Source organism: Antrihabitans auranticaus (genome assembly GCF_016481275.1).
Classification (GTDB): domain Bacteria; phylum Actinomycetota; class Actinomycetes; order Mycobacteriales; family Mycobacteriaceae; genus Antrihabitans.
The window spans coordinates 1,087,407-1,110,245 of sequence record NZ_JAEMNW010000001.1 but is presented as its reverse complement, the minus strand read 5'-3'; the positions used below and the strand labels follow the sequence as shown (position 1 = coordinate 1,110,245).

Annotated in this window: 23 protein-coding genes; 15 read left to right on the top strand and 8 right to left on the bottom strand. The window is 64.8% G+C overall.

Annotated features, from left to right (window positions below):
* Positions 1-240: 240 nt before the first annotated feature.
* Positions 241-1,038 (bottom strand): universal stress protein, encoded by a 798-nt coding sequence (locus JGU72_RS05075; protein ID WP_199682615.1) that lies wholly within the window; start codon positions 1,036-1,038, stop codon positions 241-243.
* Positions 1,039-1,251: 213 nt separating this feature from the next.
* Here JGU72_RS05075 and JGU72_RS05070 point away from each other — a divergent pair, with 213 nt between their 5' ends.
* The 5 genes from JGU72_RS05070 to JGU72_RS05050 all read left to right on the top strand — a co-directional run bounded on the left by JGU72_RS05070 (position 1,252) and on the right by JGU72_RS05050 (position 4,971).
* Positions 1,252-2,529: a DUF445 domain-containing protein gene (locus tag JGU72_RS05070; protein ID WP_199682614.1), complete on the top strand. Its 1,278-nt coding sequence runs from the start codon at positions 1,252-1,254 to the stop codon at positions 2,527-2,529.
* 2 nt (positions 2,530-2,531) lie between these two features.
* Positions 2,532-3,362, top strand: a complete 831-nt coding sequence (locus tag JGU72_RS30555) for an Abi-alpha family protein (RefSeq protein ID WP_233531113.1) — start codon at positions 2,532-2,534, stop codon at positions 3,360-3,362.
* Positions 3,363-3,400: 38 nt separating this feature from the next.
* Positions 3,401-3,892: a nuclear transport factor 2 family protein gene (locus JGU72_RS05060; RefSeq protein ID WP_199682613.1), complete on the top strand. Its 492-nt coding sequence runs from the start codon at positions 3,401-3,403 to the stop codon at positions 3,890-3,892.
* A gap of 66 nt (positions 3,893-3,958) precedes the next feature.
* Complete coding sequence (locus tag JGU72_RS05055) at positions 3,959-4,309, top strand: VOC family protein (protein ID WP_199683213.1); 351 nt, start codon at positions 3,959-3,961, stop codon at positions 4,307-4,309.
* 47 nt (positions 4,310-4,356) lie between these two features.
* Positions 4,357-4,971: a pyridoxine/pyridoxamine 5'-phosphate oxidase gene (locus tag JGU72_RS05050; protein WP_199683212.1), complete on the top strand. Its 615-nt coding sequence runs from the start codon at positions 4,357-4,359 to the stop codon at positions 4,969-4,971.
* Positions 4,972-4,977: 6 nt separating this feature from the next.
* Here JGU72_RS05050 and JGU72_RS05045 read toward each other — a convergent pair whose 3' ends face one another.
* Entirely contained in the window at positions 4,978-6,621 is a 1,644-nt protein-coding gene (locus JGU72_RS05045; protein WP_199682612.1) for a peptide chain release factor 3, read from the bottom strand.
* Between the two features lie 156 nt (positions 6,622-6,777).
* Here JGU72_RS05045 and JGU72_RS05040 point away from each other — a divergent pair, with 156 nt between their 5' ends.
* Both JGU72_RS05040 and JGU72_RS05035 read left to right on the top strand, forming a co-directional pair.
* Positions 6,778-8,007 carry an acyl-CoA dehydrogenase family protein gene (locus tag JGU72_RS05040; RefSeq protein ID WP_199682611.1) on the top strand — a complete coding sequence of 410 codons (1,230 nt, stop codon included), beginning with the start codon at positions 6,778-6,780 and terminating at the stop codon, positions 8,005-8,007.
* On the top strand, positions 8,007-9,149 hold the full coding sequence (locus JGU72_RS05035) for an acyl-CoA dehydrogenase family protein (RefSeq protein ID WP_199682610.1): 1,143 nt from the start codon (positions 8,007-8,009) through the stop codon (positions 9,147-9,149). Before JGU72_RS05040 ends, JGU72_RS05035 begins: the two co-directional genes overlap by 1 nt.
* Before the next feature lie 47 nt (positions 9,150-9,196).
* Here the strand turns inward: JGU72_RS05035 and JGU72_RS05030 are convergent, their stop codons facing one another.
* Positions 9,197-9,787: a TetR/AcrR family transcriptional regulator gene (locus JGU72_RS05030; RefSeq protein WP_199682609.1), complete on the bottom strand. Its 591-nt coding sequence runs from the start codon at positions 9,785-9,787 to the stop codon at positions 9,197-9,199.
* 157 nt (positions 9,788-9,944) lie between these two features.
* Between JGU72_RS05030 and JGU72_RS05025 the strand changes: the two genes are divergently transcribed.
* The 5 genes from JGU72_RS05025 to JGU72_RS05005 all read left to right on the top strand — a co-directional run bounded on the left by JGU72_RS05025 (position 9,945) and on the right by JGU72_RS05005 (position 15,079).
* Positions 9,945-10,334 (top strand): PaaI family thioesterase, encoded by a 390-nt coding sequence (locus JGU72_RS05025; RefSeq protein ID WP_233531573.1) that lies wholly within the window; start codon positions 9,945-9,947, stop codon positions 10,332-10,334.
* Positions 10,335-10,366: 32 nt separating this feature from the next.
* Positions 10,367-12,007, top strand: coding sequence for a fatty acyl-AMP ligase (locus JGU72_RS05020; protein WP_199682607.1), 1,641 nt, complete (start codon positions 10,367-10,369; stop codon positions 12,005-12,007).
* Positions 12,008-12,086: 79 nt separating this feature from the next.
* Positions 12,087-13,592: an SDR family oxidoreductase gene (locus tag JGU72_RS05015; RefSeq protein ID WP_199683211.1), complete on the top strand. Its 1,506-nt coding sequence runs from the start codon at positions 12,087-12,089 to the stop codon at positions 13,590-13,592.
* On the top strand, positions 13,589-14,560 hold the full coding sequence (locus JGU72_RS05010; RefSeq protein WP_199682606.1) for an SDR family NAD(P)-dependent oxidoreductase: 972 nt from the start codon (positions 13,589-13,591) through the stop codon (positions 14,558-14,560). Before JGU72_RS05015 ends, JGU72_RS05010 begins: the two co-directional genes overlap by 4 nt.
* Positions 14,561-14,584: 24 nt before the next feature.
* A complete protein-coding gene (locus tag JGU72_RS05005; RefSeq protein WP_199682605.1) occupies positions 14,585-15,079 on the top strand; it encodes a DUF6764 family protein in 495 nt (164 codons plus the stop codon).
* Here the strand turns inward: JGU72_RS05005 and pth are convergent.
* The 5 genes from pth to JGU72_RS04980 all read right to left on the bottom strand — a co-directional run bounded on the left by pth (position 15,076) and on the right by JGU72_RS04980 (position 19,247).
* Positions 15,076-15,657 (bottom strand): aminoacyl-tRNA hydrolase, encoded by a 582-nt coding sequence (gene pth / locus JGU72_RS05000; protein ID WP_199682604.1) that lies wholly within the window; start codon positions 15,655-15,657, stop codon positions 15,076-15,078. The two genes, JGU72_RS05005 and pth, sit on opposite strands and share 4 nt — an antisense overlap.
* Positions 15,657-16,316 carry a 50S ribosomal protein L25/general stress protein Ctc gene (locus JGU72_RS04995; RefSeq protein ID WP_199682603.1) on the bottom strand — a complete coding sequence of 220 codons (660 nt, stop codon included), beginning with the start codon at positions 16,314-16,316 and terminating at the stop codon, positions 15,657-15,659. Before JGU72_RS04995 ends, pth begins: the two co-directional genes overlap by 1 nt.
* A 175-nt stretch (positions 16,317-16,491) precedes the next feature.
* The gene (locus JGU72_RS04990) at positions 16,492-17,658 is read right to left on the bottom strand and encodes an aminotransferase class V-fold PLP-dependent enzyme (protein WP_199682602.1); all 1,167 of its coding nucleotides are present in this window, start codon (positions 17,656-17,658) and stop codon (positions 16,492-16,494) included.
* Between the two features lie 26 nt (positions 17,659-17,684).
* Entirely contained in the window at positions 17,685-18,821 is a 1,137-nt protein-coding gene (locus tag JGU72_RS04985) for a lipase family protein (protein ID WP_199682601.1), read from the bottom strand.
* Between the two features lie 39 nt (positions 18,822-18,860).
* Positions 18,861-19,247: a hypothetical protein gene (locus JGU72_RS04980; RefSeq protein WP_199682600.1), complete on the bottom strand. Its 387-nt coding sequence runs from the start codon at positions 19,245-19,247 to the stop codon at positions 18,861-18,863.
* Between the two features lie 278 nt (positions 19,248-19,525).
* Here JGU72_RS04980 and egtA point away from each other — a divergent pair, with 278 nt between their 5' ends.
* Genes egtA through egtC form a run of 3 tightly spaced genes read left to right on the top strand, consistent with a single transcriptional unit; the run spans position 19,526 to position 22,809 of the window.
* Positions 19,526-20,758, top strand: a complete 1,233-nt coding sequence (gene egtA / locus JGU72_RS04975; RefSeq protein ID WP_199683210.1) for an ergothioneine biosynthesis glutamate--cysteine ligase EgtA — start codon at positions 19,526-19,528, stop codon at positions 20,756-20,758.
* Positions 20,755-22,074 (top strand): ergothioneine biosynthesis protein EgtB, encoded by a 1,320-nt coding sequence (gene egtB, locus JGU72_RS04970; protein ID WP_233531109.1) that lies wholly within the window; start codon positions 20,755-20,757, stop codon positions 22,072-22,074. The genes egtA and egtB overlap by 4 nt, the downstream gene beginning before the upstream one ends.
* A gap of 3 nt (positions 22,075-22,077) precedes the next feature.
* Positions 22,078-22,809: an ergothioneine biosynthesis protein EgtC gene (gene egtC / locus JGU72_RS04965; RefSeq protein ID WP_199682598.1), complete on the top strand. Its 732-nt coding sequence runs from the start codon at positions 22,078-22,080 to the stop codon at positions 22,807-22,809.
* Positions 22,810-22,839: the final 30 nt, after the last annotated feature.

Below are 22,839 nucleotides of genomic sequence, written 5' to 3'. Positions count from 1 at the left end.
CCGGCGGGGTTTGCGCGGAAGTTCGTACCTTGTAGAACCGAGTCTCGAGGTTCCAGAGTCCGGATGGAAGGGGAAAGAGACCGCCCTCTCAGTACTCCGGGGGTCTGTGACCGCTGCCACAATCGTTGCGGCGCAAGGCTTCGAACAGCGGTTATCGGCAGCTATTCGACGTTCGCGGCACGCCATCGACCACAGAATGAGGCGCGCGTCACACTAGGTGCCGCCGCACAAGCACGCGAATCAGTCGCGGGTTGTATTCACCAGGAGCAGATTTGTTTCGAGTCCGTGCGTGACCTTGTTCGCGACGGATCCCAGCAGTCGTGACGGCCCGCTCATGCCGCGGTTGCCGATGACCAGAAGGTCGTAGTCGGCGCTGTTGTCGACCAGGGTCTTTGCGGCCAGCAGACCGATCAGGACGTCTTGCTCGAGTTGCAGCCCGGGCTCGTCGAGATCGAGTTCGCCGATCGCGGCGGACATCAGCCTGCTGCCCTCCTCGCGGTCCTTGGCAACTGTGACCAGGTGCGGTGCTGCGCCGACCGCGAGTGCAAGTTTCAGCCCGCGTCGGACAGCGAGGCGCGACGTCGACGAGCCGTCTGTCGTGAGACCGACTGCGCCCCAGCTCGCGGGAAGCCGCTTCGTCGCGAAGAAGACGTCGGCCGGACTGTGATGGGAAAGGCGGTTGGCGACGCTCCCGACAACACGGTCTTTCGGGCTGCTGAGACTGGAGCCGCCGATCACAAGGAGTGACTCCGGTTGGTCGTCGACGTAATCGATCAGCACGTCTGCGGCGGACCCGGTCGGCTCGTGAGTCGTGACGTCCGCGACGCCGACCTCACGCACGACAGCAGCCGCGGCCGCGGAAATGCCGCGCGCCCATTCCAGGCTCTGCGGGTCGGGGACGTTGGTGAATCCGTCCCACACCGTGACCACGGTGACCGGAACCTTCAGACGCAACCCGAGAACCGCGCCCATTTCGACCGCGAGCGAGGTTTCGGGGGAGCCGTCTGCGCCGATCACGATTCGTGGATACGCGTCCATCAGTCGCCCTTCGAGTGTCTCTGATACACCTGGCACGGTCGCCTTTTCCCGGCTTTCGAAGCACGGTCGAACTGCTGCCCGACGCTACCACCGGCGCCACGCAGCGGTGTTCGATTGGACACGTTTTCCCAGGTGGAGGCCCTCGGAGTCTCGGAATCGGACTCGGGCAAGGTATCGTTCGCGTGCCCGAGTCTTCGAGGAGGTGGTTCGTTCGTGGATAAGCATTTGATGATGGAACTGATCACCGTCCCGTTGTTCACAGGAGTCATCGGGTACATCACGAACTGGACCGGTGTCCTCATGTTGTTCGTGCCGATCGAGTTCCGCGGCTTTCATGTGCCGGGTCTGAAATTCCTGTTTCCCTATTGGCCGCGGCGCATCCAGGTGCTGCCGACCTTCAAGGATGGTCACCGGTTCGGTTGGCAGGGGATGGTCCCGTCGCGGGCCGAGAAGATGGCGAGCATCGCCGTCGACAAGAGTCTCGTCAAACTGGGCAATATTTCCGACTTCTATCGCGAGCTCGAGCCCGACACCATTGCGGAGTACTTCGTCAGCGTCATGACGCCCGAAGTCAGGGGTCTCGTCGACCAGATCATGATCAAGGAGAACCCGCGGCTCTGGTACAACATGCCGAGCTTTGCGAAGGAACTCGTCTACAAGAAGGTCGAGGCCGAACTTCCGGCCAACGCGAGCAAGATCACCGATGCGATCGGCGAGCATCTCACCGACCTGATCGACGCCAAGTTCATGGCGATCCGGATCCTCACGCAGAACCCGAAGCTGCTGAACGACATCTTCCGCACTATGGGTGCCAAAGAGCTGCGGTTCATGCAGAACTTCGGCTTCTACTTCGGGTTGCCGATGGGCTTCGTCCTGGTCGCGGTCCTGCAGGTACTGCCCTACTGGTGGGTGCTGCCGCTGGGTGGCGTGATCATCGGCTGGATCGTCAACTACATCGGTCTCACGATGATTTTCGAGCCTGTCGATCGCAGCAAGTGGATTCCGTGGCGCCAAGGTCTGCTGCTCAAGCGCCGCGACGAGATCGCCGTCGGGTTCGGCGAGATGTTTTCCAAAGAAGTCATCACGCTGGAGAACATGGCCGACGAACTCATGCACGGCCCCCGCTCCGACCGCGCAATGCAGTTACTCGAGACGGTGATGCACGAGACTGTGGATTCGGCGGTCGGCCGGGCCCGGGTCGCCGTCAAAACTGCTATCGGTAGCGCCGAATACGAGCGCATGAAGTCGTCGGTAATTCCCACCGCCCTCGAGTTCATGCCGAACGTCGTTGTCGACTCGGAGTTCATGGACAAGCAAGCGAGCAAGATCAGCGTCTTCGTCACAACTCAGATGAGTAAACTCAGCAACGAGGATTTCGGCCAAATGCTTCGTGCGGCGGTCAAGCAGGACGAGTGGTTACTCTTCGTGCACGGTGGGGTCCTCGGCGCGTTTGCAGGCTTCCTCCACCTAGCGCTTTTTCCCCCAGGATGATGATGAGCAACGAAATCGCAGTACCCGGTCAGCGTCAGATCAGCAACGAAGCACGTCTGCTTCGCGGTGGATTCCGGTTGGCGAGTCTGGTCGCGGGATCAGCGTGGCGAGCCGGCGGTTCGGCGGTAGACATCGGCAGGCAGATCGTGCAGGCGGCGATGGACGGTGAATCCAACGCAGAGATCGCGGAGATGGCGTCGTCGGCCATTCAGACGCTCGTGCGGAACACGCTCGGAGTCACCGAGGGCTCTGTCCGCGAGATCGTCAGCTATGTGCCGTCGAGCCTGCAGTTGCCGCAGTCGAGTCCGATGGCCGCGCTGACCGCCGGTGCGTCGACGCCGGAAGAGTTGCGCAAAAAGGGCGAGGCGCTGCTCGCGATGTCGGCGGATGTCTACAGCTCCGACGAACTGCACCCCGCGTACGCACGCATCCTCGACGAGTTGGCGCCCGACGAAGCGCGGATCCTGCGGTATCTCGCAAACAACGGTCCGCAGCCGTGTGTCGATGTCCGGACGAACCGCCCGTTGAACATCGGCGCGGAAACAATTGCGTCGAATCTGAGCATGGTTCCGGAGAAGGCCGGCTGCCGCCGCCCCGAGCGTGCGAAGTCGTATCTGGTCAACTTGGTTCGCCTCGGACTGGTCTGGGTTTCCGACGAGCCGACCGAGCTGAGCCTGTATATGGTTGTCGAAGTCCAGCCGAACGTGAGCGAGGCATTGAAGAAAGCCGGTCGCGTTCCCAAGATCGTCCGGAAGAGTATGCGGCTCTCCGCATTCGGCGAAGACTTCTGCGAGACATGTTTTCCACTCGAGAAGAACAACAACGCGCGATAAGGCGATGAATTCCGCTTTGTAATGGCATGGTATGCACCATGGACCTCGAGGCGGTCGCAGCCATCAGCCGGTTGAAGTACCGATATCTCCGCACCCTCGATACGAAGTCGTGGGACGAGTTCTCCGACACGCTCGTTCCGAAGGCGACGGCGACCTACGGTGTCGACCTGCAATTCGAATCCCGTGATGCGCTGGTCGATTTCATGCGCAACACCCTTGGCCCGCACGTGATCACGGAACATCATTGCGACCATCCCGAAATCAATGTCGAAGGCGACACTGCAACCGGCACCTGGTACCTCGCCGACACGGTGCTGATTCCCGAGCACAATATGGTGCTGCGGGGTGCCGCCTTCTATTCGGATTCCTACGTTTTGTGCGACGACGGCGAATGGCGAATTTCGCACACCGGTTACGAGCGCACGTACGAAGTCGTCGTCAAGACAACGGATTTGCCGAGTTTCAAGCTCACGTTCAACAGGTGGGCGTTGCCGACGGGTCCGTTGTTCGAATCACCGCGCGCGCAGTAGGAGACAGCCGTGGACGGACAGTTCCCGCAGCCAGGAGCCTTGCCGTATCTGACGGTCCGTGGGGCGATGGGCGCCATCAACTGGTACCGCCGGGCCTTCGGTGCGGAGCTGATCGGTGAGCCGATCGTCATGGAGGACGGTCGGGTCGGCCACGCCGAACTCCGGCTGCCGACCGGGATCGTCTATCTCGCAGACGAATTCCCTGAGATGGGCCTGACGGCGCCGGAGGCAGGCGCGACCTCGGTGAGCTTGATGCTGCCCGTCGACGACACAGACGAAGTGCTGGCACGGGCGCACGACGCCGGTGGGACGGTCGAGCGCTGGATCTCGGAGAACTACGGCCGCCGGAACGCGACCCTGATCGACCCGTTCGGTCATCGGTGGATGCTGACCGGGCCGGCGAAGGGCGAGGAGTGAGCAGGGCGAATTTTCCTGACACCAGAGCGTGGTTGCGTTCATTGCCCATGGCGCAACTGACCATTCCCGATACTGCGCCGCCGGCTGCGGGACTCGCACCCCACGAGGTCTTTCTGGAGTGGCTCGAAACGGCCGCGTCGAGCGGCATCGAGGAGGCGCACATCTGTGTGGTCGCAACGGCGCTGGCGGGTCGCCCCGATGCCCGGGTGGTCGTTCTGCGTGACGTCACCGATTCCGGCTGGTGGTTTTCCGGTCCGGAATTTTCGCCGAAAGGTGTTGCGCTGAAGGCCAACCCGGCAGCCTCGATGGCCTTCTACTGGCGCGAACACGGTCGGCAGGTTCGAGTCTCGGGTGCGGTGTCCGCAGGTGACTCCGATGTCGCGGCGCGCGATTTCCGCGACCGCTCACCGACCGCGCGGGCCGTCGCGGCGGCGAGTCGCCAGAGTGAGGTTTTGCGGAGCGACGACGATTACCGCGGCGCAGTGGATCGGGCCGCCGCGCGTGTGGCGGCCGATCCGGATCACGTTCCCGAGCATTGGCGCGCGTGGTGCCTCGAACCTGAGACGGTGGAGTTCTGGCAGGCCGACCCGGGCCGGCGACATCTGCGCTGGCGCTACCGGCGTGAAGATGCCGGGTGGGTGCGGGATGTGTTGTGGCCCTAGACGGGTTCAGTCGGCCGTCGCGACCAACGGTTCGAGCGTCAGCTGCGGCAGTTCCTTCTGGATGTACTGTAGCCGCCACTTGTCGGTGACCAACGCGAGAAGGACCCCGTCCGAACGCGTGAATACCTCCACACCACGCTGGCGACCCAGCTCGTCGGCCGAGGCAGCGTCGGTGCGCCGGGCCAGTCCGTAGCCGAGCGGTTCCATGCGGGCCTCGACGTTGAACTCGGCCTTCATGCGCGCACTGACGACCTCGAACTGCATCGGACCGACGGCAGCGAGCACCGGTGACGCATCGCCGCGAATGTCGTTGCGCAGCACCTGGACAACGCCCTCGGAATCGAGTTGGTCCACCGCGCGGCGGAACTGCTTGTACTTGCTGGCACTTTCGGCACGCAGGATCGAGAAGTGCTCCGGTGCGAACGACGGGATCGGCGGAAACTCGACCTTCTTGTCGACGTACAGCGTGTGCCCCGGTGCCAGCGCCGTCGCGTTCACCAGCCCGACCACGTCACCTGGGTACGCGTACTCGACCGTCGACCGTTCCCGGCCGAACACGGTCAGCGCGTACTTCGTTGTGAACGGCTTGCCGGTCTGGGCGTGCGTGACAACCATGCCGCGCTCGAAAATGCCGGACACGATTCGCATGAACGCCAGCCGGTCGCGATGCGCAGTGTCCATGCCCGCCTGGACCTTGAACACGACCGCACTGAACGGGTCGGAGATCTCGCGCGGGTTACCGGCGATGTCGTCGCGGCTGCGTGGCGGCGGCGCGAGTTCGACGAGTGTCTCGAGAAGCTGACGGACGCCGAAGTTGAGCATTCCGGACGCGTAGATGACGGGCGAGGTGTTCCCGGAAAGGAACAGAGACTGGTCGTGGTCTTGCTCGGCTGCTGACAGCAGCTCGCTTTCCTCGACAGCCGTCTCCCAGTCCGCGCCCTCGCGGGCGGCTGCGGCTTCGGGCGTCAGTAATTCTTCCGGCGCGATGGTTGCGCCACCGGCGGTACGCGTGAAGCGGATGTATTCGAGCGGTTCACCGTCGGTCCCGCGGCGCAGCAGGCCACGGAAATCACCTGCGATACCGACCGGAAGGAACAGGGGAGTCGGGACGAGACCGATCCGCTCGTTGATCTCGTCGAGCAATTCGAGCGGCTCCCGACCTGGGCGGTCCCACTTGTTGATGACTGTGATGACCGGGATACCCCGGTGGCGGCAGACCTGGAAGAGCTTGAGGGTCTGCGGTTCGAGACCTTTTGCGGCGTCGATGAGCATGACTGCGGCGTCGACCGCTGTGAGGACGCGATAGGTGTCTTCGGAGAAGTCGGAGTGGCCGGGAGTATCGACCAGGTTGATGACGTTCTCGGACCCGTCGGCGGACCGGTAATTGAACTGCAGCGCAGTCGAACTCACCGAGATGCCGCGGGCCTTCTCCATCTCCATCCAGTCGGAGACGGTCGAGCGGCGGCCGGCCTTGCCGTGGATGGCACCGGCCTCGGAGATCATCTTTGCGTGGAGGGCGAGGGCTTCGGTCAGCGTGGACTTGCCTGCGTCGGGATGGGAAATGACGGCGAATGTCCGTCGCCGCGTGGCCTCGCCTTGCAGGGTTCCGGGCGCCGCCTCGAAATTCGCCGGTTCTGGCGCCGTGGTCACGCTGTTCCTCCTAGTAGTCGTCGTCCTACGTTACCTGGGTGGGCAGTCGAGACGTGAATTCGGAAGTGCCAGACGTACGGCGTATAGTCCGATTCGACGCGTGAGAGATAAGTAGCGATACTCTCTCACTGACCCACGCTGACTTAAGGAGCGCGAATGGATCTGGAGTGGTCGGAAGCCGACCTCGCCTTTCGGGACGAGGTGCGCGCTTTCCTGGACGAGAAGCTGACGCCGGACCTGCGCCGCGCCGGCCGGTTGATGACGAGTGTGTATTCCGATCACGAAGCCAGCATGGAGTGGCAGCACATCCTGCACGAGCGGGGTTGGGCAGCGCCGGGCTGGCCGGTCGAGCACGGCGGTTGCGATTGGAACCTTGCCCAGCACTACATCTTCAGCCGCGAATCGACGCTCGCCGGAGCGCCCTTCCTCTCGCCGATGGGCATTCGGATGGTCGCACACGCGATCGTCGGCTTCGGAACTCCCGAGCAGAAGGCGTACTTCCTGCCGCGAATCCTGACCGGCGAGGTGTTCTTCTGCCAGGGGTATTCCGAGCCCGAGTCCGGGTCCGACCTAGCGTCGCTGAGCATGGCAGCCGTCGACGACGGCGACGATCTCGTGTGCACCGGCAGCAAGATCTGGACCACCCACGCGACCGAGGCGAACTGGATCTTCTGCCTCGTACGCACCTCGAAGACCGGTCGCAAGCAGCAGGGCATCACGTTCGCGTTGATCGACATGAACACTCCGGGCATCGAGATCAGGCCGCTCGTCATGACGTCGGGTGAAGAGGTCCAGAACCAGGTCTTCTTCGACAACGTGCGGGTGCCGAAGGCGAATGTGCTCGGCAAGATCGACGAGGGCTGGACCGTCGCGAAGTACCTCCTCGTCTTCGAGCGCGGCGGCGCGCTCGCGCCGATGTTGCAGGTGTGGACCGATTCGATCGCCGAAGTCGCAGCGACCCAGCCCGGACCCGACGGCGGACCGCTTCTCGACGACCCCGCCTTCTCGGCGAAACTGGCAGAGGCTCGCATCCGGACCGACGTCCTCGAGGTGCTCGAGTACCGGACCATCTCGGCGATGGCCGCCGGAAAGAACCCCGGTGCGGCGTCGTCGATGCTGAAGATCCTCGGCACCGAGCTGAGTCAGGCGATCACCGAAATCGCGCTCGAAGCAGCCGGACCACGTGGTCGCGTCTACCAACCGCATGCGACGAAACCCGGCGGTCCGATCCCGGATTTCACCCCTCCTGCAGACGGTTACGTCAGCGGGGACGAGTGGCAGGCCGTTGCGCCACTGCGTTACTTCAACGACCGCGCGGGCTCGATCTACGCGGGTAGCAACGAGATTCAGCGAAACATTCTCGCCAAAGCAGCATTGGGGCTCTGATGGATTTCACACTGACCGACGAGCAGCAACTCCTCCGCGACACCGTCGTGAAGTTTCTCTCGACGCGCTACGACCTCGAGAAGAGCCGGATCGCCGCCAAGACCGGTGCCGGTTGGCAGCCGGACGTCTGGCGCAGCTTTGCCGACGAACTCGGCATTCTCGGTGCGACGTTTCCCGAGGAGGTCGGCGGCCTGGGCGGTGGTCCCGTCGAGATGATGATCGTGACAGAGGCTCTCGGCCACGCGCTCGTGACCGAGCCGTACGTCGACACCGTTGTGATCGGCGGCGGGTTGCTGCAGCGCGCGGGCGGTGAACGTGCCGAGGAACTGTTGAGCGGAATCGCGTCCGGCCATCTCGTCACGGCGCTCGCAGCGACCGAACCGACGTCGGGCTACAACCTTCGGGATGTTTCGACCACGGCCCGCCGCGAGGGCGACTCGTGGGTTCTGAACGGCACGAAGATCGTCGTATCGGCGGCGCCGCTTGCGACGCATCTGCTCGTCACCGCGCGTACGTCTGGACAGCAGCGTGACGGGGCCGGAATCTCGCTGTTCGTCGTCGATTTCGATGCGAGCAACCCGCCCTCCGGTGTGAGCGTCGAGAGCTACAGAACGATCGACGACCGCCGCGCGTCGGACATCGTTCTCACAGACGTGCGGTTGCCCGCCGATGCGCTTCTCGGAGTCGAGGGTGAGGCGTGGAACTCGGTCGAACGAGCGCTCGACGAAGCGACCGCCGCTGTTGCGTCGGAAGCCGTCGGACTGATGCGAAAGGTGTTCGCCGACACCGTCGAATACACGAAGCAGCGCCAACAGTTCGGTCAGCCGATCAGCAGTTTCCAAGCGCTGCAGCACCGCATGGTCGACATGTACATGGAGTTGGAGCAGGCCGTCGCAGCGGTGTATCTCGCTGTCCTGAAACTGGATTCGGCGCCCGACGAACGCGCGCGTGCAGTATCGGCTGCCAAGGTGACAATAGGTCGAGCGGCTCGGTTCGTCGGTCAGAACGCTGTGCAACTGCACGGTGCGATGGGCATGACCGAGGAGCTGGCAATCGGGCACTACTTCAAGCGACTGACCGCGATCGAGAACGAATACGGCACCGTCGATCAGCACGTGCGCCGTTTCGCGCGGGTGACCTAGCCGGTCGGCAGTCGGTTCTGCCGCGACTTCTACACGCCCGTGCGCGGTCAGCGAGTCCCTGGACTCGCCAACCGCGCACGGGCGACGCAGTCGACCACGTACCGCTGCGCATCGTCGAGCGCTACGACCGACTTCGTCGCCCGCGCTTGGATGACGGCGCCCTCGATAGCGGAGAGCACAAACCTGCCCAACGACCCCGCGTCTTGCTCGGGCACTCCGGCGCCGATCAGTGATGCGGCGATGATCTCGCCCCACGTCGTGAAGGCCTCGCCTGCAGCGGCCTGAATTGCCGGTTCGGATTCGGCGAGTGCGGCACCCACGACCGGGCAGCCGAAGACGTACTCGGTCGCCTGCAGGTTCTTCTTCCACCATCCGACGAACTTCGCGATCCACTCTTCGGGAGATCCGCCTTCGGTCAGCTTGGTCAGCGTGCGCGTCATGTGCGCGCCCGCGACTCGCGTCGACTCTTCGATCAGTTGGCTCTTACCGGCGGGAAAGTGCTGGTAGAGAGAGTTTCGGGCGGTATTGCTGCGGGCTAGGAGCTCGGCGAGCCCGGCGGCGTGCACGCCTTCTTCGCGAACCAGGGCAATAGCGCTCGCGATCAGCCGCTCGCGCGGGCCAGGGCCTTCCGCGGTCATGTTGCGCTCCTCACAGCTTCTTGCATGGACCGATTGGTCCATGTTCTCATAGAAACACATGGACCAATCGGTCCACAGACGATTGGGGACAGATGTGACTGCCGAAGCCGTATTCGACGTGACGAAGTTGACCGGACTGGAACTCCTCCGCCTGGCGATGACCACGCCGGATCGCCCTGAATTCATCGGTGACCTGCTCGGGATGGAAATGGACGAGATCGAGCACGGCAGGGTCGTCTTCGGCCTCCGCACCCGGCCGAACTTCTCGAACCCGCTCGGCACCCTGCACGGCGGCATCTGCGCGACGCTCCTCGATTCGGTCATGGGGTGTGCAGTCCACAGCACGCTGGAGGCGGGCGTCGGATACGGCACCCTCGAGCTCAAGGTCAACTACATTCGGCCGGTGCCCGTCGATGGCACCCGGCTCACCGCGACAGGAACGACGATCCACGTGGGTGGCAAGACGGCTACCGCCGAAGGGCGGGTCGTCGACGACAAGGGGCGTCTGGTCGCGCACGGTACGACCACCTGCATCATCCACCGCTGAACCGGGCGGGCCGCTTCCTCGTAGGAGTTCGCATGAGCAGGTTTACCGACGAAATGTATGCAACCGCGGCGACGTCGTCCCGCGGACTGGTCACGGGCGAGCCCGATGCACCGCGGCGCCAGGGGTGGGGTGAGATCCATCGAGCGGCGCGGCGCATGGCCGGAGCGCTTGCCGACGCCGGGATCGGGCACGGCGATGCGGTCGGTATCTTGGCTGGTCAGCCGGCAGATATTGCACCGGCCTGCCAGGCTGCCTGGATGCGCGGCGCCGCCGTGACGATGTTGCATCAGCCGACTCCCCGCACCGACCTCGCGGCCTGGGCGAAAGATACCGAGGCCGTGATCGGGATGATCTCGGCCAAGGCGGTCGTCCTCGGCGCGCCGTTCGAAGCGGCTGCGCCGCTGCTGCTCGAGCGTGGCATCGGCATCCTGACGATCGACCGCATGCACGAGGGCCGCGACATCGACCCGGTCGAAACCAGCGAGTCCGATATCGCGTTGCAGCAGCTGACCTCCGGTTCGACCGGCAGCCCGAAGGCTGTGCAGATCACGCACGAGAACTTCTACGTCAACGCCTACGCGATGATCGACCGCATCAAATTCCAGACCGACCATGATGTGATGGTCAGCTGGTTGCCGCTGTTCCACGACATGGGGATGGTCGGATTCCTCAGCGTGCCAATGCAATACGGCGCCGAGGTGGTCAGTGTCACGCCGCTCGACTTCCTGCGCAAGCCGCTGTTGTGGGCCGAATTGATCAGCAAGTACCGCGGAACCGTCACGGCGGCACCGAATTTCGCCTATTCGCTGCTGGCACGTCGGCTCGCGCAAGCGCCGGACAGCGACCTCGACCTGTCGAGTGTTCGTTACATGTGGAACGGCGCCGAACCGGTCGACCCCGACACCATGGACGCGCTCGCCGAGGCGGGCGCACGGTTCGGGCTCGATCCGATGGCCTTGACGCCGGTCTACGGGATGGCGGAGACGACTCTCGCTGTCTCGGTGCCGGATCCGGGTCGCGGCCAAGTGCTCGACATAGTCGACGCCGACCTCCTCGAAGCGGTCGGCCGTGCCGTTCCAGCGACGAAGGGCAACGTGCGAAAGCTCGCGACTCTCGGTCATCTCGTCGACAACCTCGAAGGTCGAGTGGTCGACGCGGACGGTCGCGTGCTCGGCGCGCGGGGTGTCGGCACCATCGAGGTGCGCGGAAAGGCTGTCACGCCGGGCTACATCACCGTCGACGGGCACCGTCCTGCGCAGGACGAGAACGGCTGGCTCAACACCGGTGACGTCGGCTACTTCACCGAAGAGGGTCTTGTCGTCGTCTGCGGTCGAGTCAAGGACGTCATCATCATGGGTGGTCGCAACATCTACCCGACCGACATCGAGCGGGCAGCTGCGTCGGTTCGCGGCGTCCGGCCGGGCAATGCCGTTGCCGTGCGACTCGACGCGGGTGAGAAGCGGGAAAGCTTTGCCGTCGCGGTCGAGACCAATCGGATCGACGATCACGACGAGGTGAAGCGAATCGAGCGCGAGGTCGTCCACGCGGTGTTCTCGGAGGTCGGGGTGCGGCCACGGACAGTGGCCGTGCTCGGACCGGGTGCGATTCCGAAGACCTCGTCGGGCAAGCTGCGGCGGTCGAACTCCACGGCCCTTATCGGCGGACGAGACTAAATCGATGCACTAACGATGCATCCGGCGTACGGTGGGGTGAGTCCTTTCACCGACCGACGCTGAGAGATACATGACGAATATGTCCGCAACCGGACCGGAAAACACGTCCGCCAGGTGTCTCGTAACCGGAGCCACCGGCTACATCGGCGGCCGCCTCGCGCCACGGCTGGCGGCAGCAGGTCATCCGACTCGCGTTTTGGTGCGTACACCCGACAAATTGCGCGACGTACCGTGGGCGGACGACGTCGATATCGTGAAGGGCGACCTGAGCGATCCGGCCACGCTGGAAGACGCGTGTCGCGACATCGACGTGCTGTACTACCTCGTCCATTCGATGGGTTCCGCGGCGAAGTTCGCCGACGCGGAACGGGAGAGCGCGCTGAACGTCGCCGCGGCCGCCCGGAAGGCGGGCGTGCGCCAGATCGTCTACCTCGGCGGTCTCCATCCACCCGGCGGCACCCTGTCTCCACATCTGAAATCGCGAGCCGAGGTGGGCCGGATTCTGCGCGAATCCGGGGTGCCCTGCCTGACATTGCAGGCCGGAACCGTGATCGGTTCGGGCTCTGCGTCTTTCGAGATGATTCGCCATCTCACCAACCGGCTTCCCGTCATGACGACACCGAAGTGGGTCCACAACAAGATTCAGCCGATCGCGATCCGGGACGTCCTGCACTACTTGCTCGCCGCCGCGCAACTGCGGGAACCGGTGAACCAGGCCAGTGACATCGGCGGCCCCGACGTGCTCACCTACGAGAGCACGATGAAGGTGTACGCCGAGGTCGCGGGCTTGCGTAAGCGTCGCATCCTTGTGCTTCCGGTCCTCACGCCGAGACTTGCCAAGGGCTGGATCAGCCTCGTCACACCGCTCCCACATGGTCTGGCCGCGCCGCTCGTCGAGTCCGTGCAATGTGAGGCGATCGCCCGCGAGCACAGCATCGAAGATCTGATCGCCCCGCCAGAGGGCGGACTGACGACCTATCGAGAGGCGGTCCGCCTCGCACTGAAGCGCATCGAAAATGGTGACACCGAGACGAGCTGGTCGAATGCCACGATCCACGGCGCACCGTCGGATGCGCTGCCGTCGGACCCGGACTGGTCGGGGGAGACCGTCTACACCGACTTTCGCGCTCGCGACTGCGATGCCGATCCCGCAGACCTGTGGGACGTCGTGGAAAGCATTGGCGGAGAGAACGGTTGGTACTCGTTCCCGTTGGCGTGGTCTGTGCGCGGGTGGATCGATCGCTGGGCCGGCGGCGTGGGCTTGCGGCGCGGGCGCCGAGATCCGCGCCGCCTGCACACCGGGGAGGCCCTCGACTTCTGGCGCGTCGAATACATCGAGCGCGGTCGGGTACTTCGGCTGCGAGCAGAGATGAAAGTGCCCGGTCGCGCGTGGCTGGAGTTCCGTGTGACTCGCCTGGGTCCGCACCGCGCCAGGCTGGACCAACGTGCCATTTTCGTTCCGCGCGGGCTCGCCGGCCGGGCGTACTGGTACTCCGTGTTGCCGTTCCATGGCCTCGTCTTCAGCGGCATGCTCGCCAACGTCTCGAACAAGGCCGAGCGTGCCGATCTGGCGGTGGCGTCATGAGTATCAAGTCGGGTGTCGCGGGGGTTCTGGACAGCGTGCTCGACCGCACGATCGTGCCCGGCTACAGCCGTCTCGGGTACGCCGTGCGGTCGATGCGCTGGGACGACGACCCAGGTCCGTCTGCGCTGTCAGGTAAGTCGGTCGTCGTGACCGGCGCTGGAGCGGGGCTCGGCCTCGCCGCCGCTCGCGGGGCCGCAAGGCTGGGCGCCGTGGTGGTCGTTGTAGTTCGGAATCTGCAGAAGGGCGAGAACGCGCGCGACGCCATCTGTCGCGCGGTACCGAGCGCAGACGTCCGAGTCGAAATCTGCGACGTTGCGAATCTGGCCGACGTGCGAACGCTGGGTGCGCGGTTGTGCGAGCGAGTCGAGCGGATCGACGTGCTCGTCCACAACGCGGGAGTCATGCCGCCGTCGCGCGAAGAGACCGTCGAAGGGCACGAACTCACGCTCGCGACCCATGTGCTCGGCCCGATGCGGCTGACCGAAAGCGTCCTTCCGGCACTCGCTGCAGCCGACGATCCACGCGTGATTCTCGTGTCGTCGGGTGGCATGTACGCGCAGTCGCTGGTTACCGACGATATCGACTACCGCGCAAGCGAATACAAACCTGCGACCGCCTACGCGAGGACGAAGCGAATGCAGGTCGCGCTGACGCCGCAGCTGAATCGGCGCTGGGCTGCGCACGGGATCTCGACGTACTGCATGCATCCCGGTTGGGCCGACACGCCCGGTGTCGCGGAATCGCTTCCAACCTTCCGGCGCATCACCGAACCGCTGCTGCGCACACCCGATCAGGGCGCGGACACGATTTTGTGGCTAGCGGCCACCGAACCCGCACCCCCTGGCGGGACGTTCTGGCACGACCGTCGACCACGGCCCACGCATTACGTCCGCCGTACTCGTGAGTCCAGCGGCGAGCTGGAAACATTGTGGCAATACTGCTGCGCCGCAACAGGAATCACTCAGTAACAACACATCCAAAGGAGATAGACAATGCCGTCGATCAGAAATCGTGTAATTGCAGTATGTTTCGGTGTCGGTGTAACGAGTTCCCTTGCGGTCCTCGGTGCGCCGAGCGCGGGCGCTGCGCCCGTCGCACCCTGCCAGGCGCCCGGTGCGAGCAGTTCGTCGGTTCCGGGCGACGACTCGAGTTGTTCCGCGACCAGCGTCGGCGGTAGTGCTGCAGCGGCATACGGACTCGGCGCCGATGCTACGGCCGACGCGGGTCCGCAAAGCCTCGCGCTCGCGATTGCGCAGGGTGGCGGCGTCGCCGCATCGGAATCGCAGAACCTGTCCGGTCCCGCGGCCATCGCGGTCGGTCCGGGCGCGGTTGTGTCCGCGGAAGGTGTCCGCCCTGGCTTGTCGATCGGAATTGCGGGTCCCGGAGCAACCGTCGCGATCGATGGCGTCACGCGGCCGACCTGCTCGGGCGGCTTCGGGTTTGCCGGTGACTTCCAGACGCTGCAGGGCTGCCTGTCGGTGGGCTAGTGCAGCTTGTTCTGCGCGGCTTCGAGGCCGACCTGCAGCAGTAGCTCGACCGCATCGGCGGCTTCCTCACATACGACGCCGAGGTCTTTGCGTTCCGCGGCAGAGAACGGTTTCAGCACGTAGGAGGCTGGATCCATGCGACCGGGCGGACGGCCGATCCCGATCCGCGTCCGCAGGTATTCCTTCGTGCCGACGGCGCTGGAGATCGAACGCAGGCCGTTGTGGCCACCCTCGCCGCCGCCGCGCTTGAGCCGAACAACACGGAAATCGATGTCGAGTTCGTCGTGACACACGACGATGTCCTCTACCGGAACAGAGAAGAAGCGGGCCAGAGCCGCAACCGGTTGGCCCGAGACATTCATGAACGAGCGCGGCTTGGCGATTACGATCTTGCGATCGCCGAGCCGCGCTTCTACAACATCTGCACCCGACTTCTTGTGCAGGCCGAACTTGGCGCCGACTCGGTCGGCAAGCACATCGGCAACCATGAACCCGACGTTGTGCCGAGTCTTTTCGTACTGGGTGCCGGGATTTCCAAGTCCGACGACGAGCGCCGGGCCCGTCGTCGGACTCGACATCAGCTCTCGGAAGCCTCGGCTGCTTCGCCCTCGCCAGCTTCGCCTTCAGCGGCTTCGCCTTCAGCAGCTTCACCCTCGGCCGCTTCGCCCTCTTCGGTCTCGGGCTCTTCGGCCGCCGATTCGACGTTGACGTTCACGACGAGCGTCTCCGGGTCCGACTGCAGGGTCGAGCCTTCGGGCAGTGCGATCTGACCTGCGAGGATCTGGCTGCCGGCCTCGAGGCCCTCGATCGAAACCTCTACCGACTCGGGGATGCTGAGGGCGTCTGCCTCGATCGAGATGGTGTTGGCGTCCTGTGCGATCTGGGTGCCGGGGGCGGCATCGCCGGTGACGATGACCGGGATGTCGACGGTAACCTTCTCGCCCTTCTTGATCACAAGGAGGTCGGCGTGCTCGATGTAGCGACGGATCGGGTGCACGACGACCGACTTGGTCAGCGCGATCTGCTCTTTACCTGCGATGTCGAGGTACAGCAGCGCGTTGGTGCCGTTGTCACGCAGAACCTTCGCGAACGCGCGCGAATCGAGCGCGAGGTGCTGTGGGTCGGTTGCGTGGCCGTAGAGCACGGCAGGCACCTGGCCGTCGCGACGGGTGCGTCGAGCCGCGCCCTTGCCGAATTCGGTGCGGACGATTGCGGTGAGGCGATTCTTGTCTGCCATGAGGGGAACGGCTCCTTGAAACTGATATCCGGCGGTGGTCAACTCGTCGCGGCAAGGAGCGGACAGACGGGGACGGCCGGGAGCCGTAGCCGCGTCGATCACGGTGAGCGAAGCAAGCTGACATCTTCGCAGTCACCCTCGCCGAGACAACGCCGAGTACTTTACCGCAGGTGCACTACAGAGCCGAAATTGCATCGACGAAACGGTCCAGTTCGGGGTAGGAGACGAAGTAGTGCGGCGATGCTCGCACGACCGCTTGCAGCCCTCGGTGGCTCATATCGAGCAACGTCGAACTGCGATGGCTGACCGTGACGGTGATGTCCGCGGTGGCGAGCCGGTCCCGCACGTCCGTCGGTTCGACACCGTCGACGGTGAACGAGACGATGCCGCTCTGCAGGGTGCCAAGGTCGCGGACCGTGGCGTTCGGGACCGACTGCAGGGCGTCGCGAAGGTAGGTGGCGCGGTCTGCAATTTCGGTCCGCACGGTCGCTTGGCCGATGTCGAGGAGATAGTCGACAGCGGCGCCCAAGGCCAGTCGGGCCGCCACATCGCACTCCCAGAACTCGAACCGCGACGCGTCGTCGGCAACGCGGAACTCGGTCTCGGTCGACCATTGGGCGCTGTGCAGGTCCAGAGTCGCGGGCGCCAGATCGAGCGCCGGATCGATGTAGAGAAATCCGGTCCCGCGCGGCCCGCGCAGCCACTTTCGGCCCGTCACGGAAAGTGCGTCGACCTGTAGTTCGGCGACGTCGACGACGACCTGACCAACGGACTGGCAGGCATCGAGCAGCACGAGCGCGCCGACCCGATGCGCCAGGTCGCTGACTTCGCGCACAGGATTCAGCAGGCCACCGTTGGTCGGTGCATGGACGAGGGAGACGATCGCGACGCGGTCGTCGAGCATCCGGTCCAGAGCCTCCAGGTCGACTTGGCCGGAGCTGTCGCTGGGAATCGTTTCGACTCGGGCGCCGGCCCGGGCCGCGCGTTGCAGAGCCGCAATGCCGTTGCTCGCGTACTCGACCTCGCTGATCAGAATGCGGTCACCCGGACCGAGTGGGACGGCGTAGAAGAAGTCGGTCCAGGATCGGGTTGCGCTGTCGCTCAGGGCAATCGAGCTCGCGGGTGCGTTGATAAGGGTACCGATCGACGACTTGACAGCGGCGAGGTCCGCGAGACGCTCGTTGGCCGCGCGGTAGCCGCCGACCTCCGCTTCCCGCCGCAGATGGCTGACCGCGGCATCGACGACAACCGTTGGGGGAAGCGACGATCCGGCGCTGTCGAGGAAAACCTTGTCCCAGCAGCCCGGTGTGTCCTGCCGCACGCGATCCAGATCGAAAGGCATGGCAGCGACAGTACCCACGGCCACCGTCACGCAGGATCGAGCAGGCGGTGAACGAACGGCGTCGTATCGGCAAGTGACGCGATCATCGAGCCACCGTGTCCGACGAACTCGCCGTCGGCGAACAGGTATGGCACGTAGGTCACGTCGGTCCCCGACGCACGCAGATCCGCGAGCAACTTCACCGATAGTGGCGAAGGGACCATGGTGTCGATGACGCCCTGGCCGAGGAAAAGCGGCCGGTCGTAGCCGGCGGTCGGGACGCCGAGGTATTGCGACAAGGCGTCGAACATCGCCGAACCGCCGATCGGCCGCGACAGCATTGCGCCGACCGACTCGTGCTCGGCCCGCAAGTCTCCCGGACAACTGTCTTCGACGCCGTCGACTTCGGCTTTGCCGATCGGTGTCAGATAGCTGTCGACGTCCACGTCGGGACGGGCTTCGCGCAAGCCGGCCAAGATGTAGGCGGCGAAGACGTTGAGTCCGTCGACGCCGAGGCCGGGGATCCACGGCCCGCCGATCTGAAATGCGTACTCGAGATTCGAAGCGGTACCCGTGGCAACCGCGCCGCGGAAGTCGAGTTCCGGTGCGTAGGCGGTCGCGATGTGCGCCGCCTGCACGGCGGCGTGGCCACCTTGCGACTGGCCCACAGCCAGCCAGCGGTCCGACAGGGTGGGCTCGACCGCACGGCCCGCCCGCACCATGTCGACGACACTTCTGGCAGCGGATGTCTTCTCGAGGTACGCATGCGGCCCGGGAGAGCCGAGGCCGGCGTAGTCGGTCGCGACGACCGCGTAGCCCTGGGCCAGCCAGTGCGCGAGGTATCGGCTGTCCCTGGCGTCCAGCGGGCGAACCGAGGGAGCGCACTGATCTCCGACGCCAACAGTGCCGTGCGCCCACGAAACAACAGGCCACCCGCCCGGCGGAGGAGTGCCCGGCGGGAGCGACACCACGCCGGTACTGAGCGCGGGGCTCTGCGTAGGCCCCGTCGTCCAGTAGGTCACCCGTGTCGACGAAGCGGCACCCGGAATCGCGAACTCGGGTTCGAGGGAACTCGTCGATGTGACTGTTCCCGGCGCCGGATCGGCTGCTGCGGAACCTGGAAGGCCTACGCCGACAAGCGCTGCCAGCAATGCAATCGACAGCCCGCGCCCCAGGATCCCCATACCGCTACGGTAGCGAGTCGGTCCGACAGATCAGGGCTGTCAGTTGTTCGGATCGATCGGTTCGGGCGGCAGCAGACCCGTCGCCGGCGTCGTCTCGGGCGGGAGCAGGCCGGTTTCGTGGGTGGTTTCGGGCGGGAGCAGGCCGGTCTCGTGTGTGGTTTCGGGTGGCAGCAGGCCGGTCTCGTGTGTGGTCTCCGGCGGCAGCAGGCCGGTCGCATGGGTTGTCGGCGGAGCAGGTGGCAAGGTCGGTACAACGGTCGGCGGCGGCACAGGCGCGTTGGTGACGGTCGCGCTGGTCGGCGTCGTGCTCGCGGACGTTGCCGTCGAACTGCTCGCGGGTGCCTCTTCGTTGTTCGTCGTCTCCGAACACCCGGCCACACAGAGCGATCCGGCGATTGCGAGTGTTACGAGAACTGCTCTGGTCAAGGAAAGGCCTTTCGCTGCGGCGCTGCACAGGAGATGCGCTCTATGTGAATGCGCTGCAACTGTATAGCCGGACCTCACCGCCGCGCGCTGCAATCGCATTGCGATCGGCGCTCGGTTACCCAGCCGCTCACACCCATCCGGTGTGCCGGTTTCCCGCGGTCGAACATCTGACGAAATCGTGAACTGGTGGGTGCAGGCGCCTCGATCCGCGTTTAGTGTCGGAGGCAGTGTCTAACATCGCCGGGAGTGGGTATTACTGGCCGAGATCGGAGGTCGTCATGGCGATAGCGCTCGATACCAAGCTGCTGAATTCACGCGCTGCAGCCGAAGCGTACGTCGGTGGTGTGTGCTTCAAGGTCGGTCCACCCGAATTGATCGGTGCCGAACTCGAATGGCTGACCGTATGTGACGACGGGGACTGTTCGAGGCCGAGCTCCTCGACCCTTGCTGTCGCACTCGGGTCGTACGCACCCAAGACAATTGCTTCGTCCGCACCGGCCAGGCCACTCCCGGGAGGAAGCTTCGTCACCGTCGAACCTGGTGGCCAAATCGAAATTTCCAGCGCACCCTTTTCGTCCGCTGAGCAACTCTGCCGCTCGCTTTCCGCCGACGCCGCATATCTGCGCAGTCTGCTCGCAGCACATTCCATCGCAACGGTCGACCACGCTGCCGACGCACACCGTCCCCCACGCCGAATCTTGTTGTCCTCGCGTTACTGCGCCATGGAAGATGTGTTCGGTGCAGTGGGTTCATTCGGCACACAGATGATGTGCAACACAGCTGCGACGCAGGTCAGCGTCGATGCCGGTGCAGACGAGAAGGACATCGCGGCCCGTTGGAGCGCGCTCAATGCGATCGGCCCGGCGCTGCTGGCCGCATTCGCCTGCTCGCCGAACTTGCACGGCGCGCCCGCCGGCAGCTGGGCTTCGCAACGCATGCGGGCGTGGCTGCAACTCGACCCGAGCAGGACCTCCGTTCCGGTGACCGACGCCGACCCGATCGCGGGGTACGCCCGCTGGGCACTCGATGTTCCGTTGCTGTGTGTCGTCGGCCGGCCGGGCACCAATTGGGCTGCTCCCGCCGGGGCGACCTTCGGTGCGTGGATCGACGGCTCGCTCGACGAGGAGATCGGCCGCAGGCCGACCCGTCAGGATCTCGACTATCACCTCACTACCTTGTTCCCGCCCGTGCGGGCCGCCGGCCATCTCGAAGTCCGCTACATCGACGCGCAACCGGGCGACCTCTGGCAGGTGCCGATCGCAGTCTTCGACGCGCTCATGTCCGCCCCCGAGGTGGTCGCCCAGGCGACAGACATAGCCGCTGCCACCGCACATCGGTGGTGGGATGCGGCGGAGTTCGGCCTCGCCGACGCTGAGTTGCGTTCTACCGCAGTCGCTTTGCTCGACCTCGCCGCCGAACGTGTGGTGTGGCCCGAAGGCAAATCGCTACTGTCCGACGCAGCGCAGCGATGTCGCACCGGCCGGCCACCCACGAAGGAGGAGCAAGGATGAGCAGCGACACCGAGTTGCTTCGCGGGAAGCTGGGTGAGGTGCTCGAACGCAGTCGCGCACGATCCATCGCGCTCACCGATTGCCTCGACGAAGATGAACTGGTGGCCCAGCATTCACGGCTGATGAGCCCGCTGGTCTGGGACCTCGCGCATATCGGAAACCAGGAAGAGCTATGGCTCGTGCGCGATGTCGGTGGGCGGGAACCCGTCCGTAGTGACATCGACGAGTTGTACGACGCTTTCAAACACGCGCGCGCGAACAGGCCTGCCCTGCCGTTGCTGACGCCGAAGGAAGCGCGGTCCTACGTCGGCACTGTGCGCGACAAGGTCTTCGACGTGCTCGACCGAAGTCCGTTGCGGGGAAGGCGAATCGAGCAGGACGGTTTCGCTTTCGCGATGATCGCTCAACACGAACAGCAGCACGACGAGACAATGCTCGCTACACACCAACTGCGCAGTGGCCCAGCCGTTCTCGATGCGCCCCCGCCCCCAGCGGCCGGTGTTCAGGTCGCTGGTGAGGTTGTCGTGGAGGCCGGCGAGTTCATGATGGGTACCTCGACCGACCCGTGGGCGCTGGACAACGAGAAACCCGCGCACGGAGTCCACGTTCCCGCCTTCGCAATCGACGCGGCACCAGTCACCAACGAGCGGTACCTGGCGTTCATCGACGACGGCGGGTACGAACGTCCCGAACTGTGGAGTGAGCGTGGCTGGGCGCACAGGCAGGAGGCGCAACTGACCGCGCCGCAGTTCTGGGAACAGGATCCGAACGGTCGCTGGTGGCGCCGCAAATTCGGAGTGATGACGCCACTACGCCCGGCGCAGCCGGTCGTGCACGTGTGCTTCTACGAAGCCGAGGCGTACGCACGGTGGGTGGGCAGGCGACTGCCGACCGAAGCCGAATGGGAGAAGGCTGCGCGGTTCGACCCGGAAACTGGCGCAGCCCGGCGCTTTCCGTGGGGTGACGACGAGCCGACGGCTGTGCGGGCAAACCTGGGTCAGCAGCACCTCGAACCTGCGGATGTCGGCGCGTATCCTTCCGGCGCATCGGCCGCAGGCGTGCATCAGCTCATCGGCGATGTGTGGGAGTGGACGTCGTCCGGTTTCGAGCCCTATCCGGGTTTCGAGGTGTTCCCGTACGCCGAATATTCGCAGGTCTTCTTCGGTGGTGACTACCGAATCCTGCGTGGCGGCTCGTTCGGCACCGATCCGGTTGCGTGCCGGGGTACCTTCCGGAACTGGGATCACCCGATCAGGCGACAGATATTCTCCGGATTCCGTTGTGCACGTGATCTTTCCGAAGACGAGCTGCGCTGAACCATGTGCCGTCATCTGGGTTATGTAGGTCCCGCGGTACCCGTCGCCGAACCGGTGACGCGGGGCGCGCATTCGCTGCGCACCCAGTCGTGGGCCCCGCGGGACACGCGTGGTGGGGGCACGATCAACGCCGACGGGTTCGGCGTCGCCTGGTGGCCACAGGCCGGCTCCGACGCGCGACGATACCGAAACCCGATGCCGATCTGGTCGGATCCGGCGGTCGACGAGGTGCTCTCGGAAATCAGGTCTACCGCGGTAGTTGCGGCTGTCCGGTCGGCGACGGTCGGTATGCCGGTCGAGCGGTCCGCGTGCGCGCCGTTCACGTCGGGCCGTTGGGCATTCAGCCACAACGGGGTCGTGCCAGACTGGCGGCAGTCGATCGCCGCGGCGGCACCGGACGTCGGAGACGTTGCGTTGCTCGACCTCGAGTCGCCGACCGACTCGGCGGGACTTTGGCTGCTGTTGCAAGCGTGCCTGCAAGTCGACGTTCCCGAACTTGCGCTTGTGGAAGTGATCAAGCGGGTCGCCGTCGCGGGCGCGCGACTCAACCTCTTGCTCGGCGACGGCGAAAGTATCTGGGCAACTACCTATTACCACTCGCTGTCGGTGCTCGTCGATGACGACAGTGTCTGTGTCAGTTCCGAACCCTACGACGGCAACCCTGCCTGGCAATCCATTCCCGACCGACGCCTCGTCATTGCACGACCGGGACACGTCTCGATCGAACCGCTGTGAACCGGGCAGATTCGCAACATTCGAGGAGAA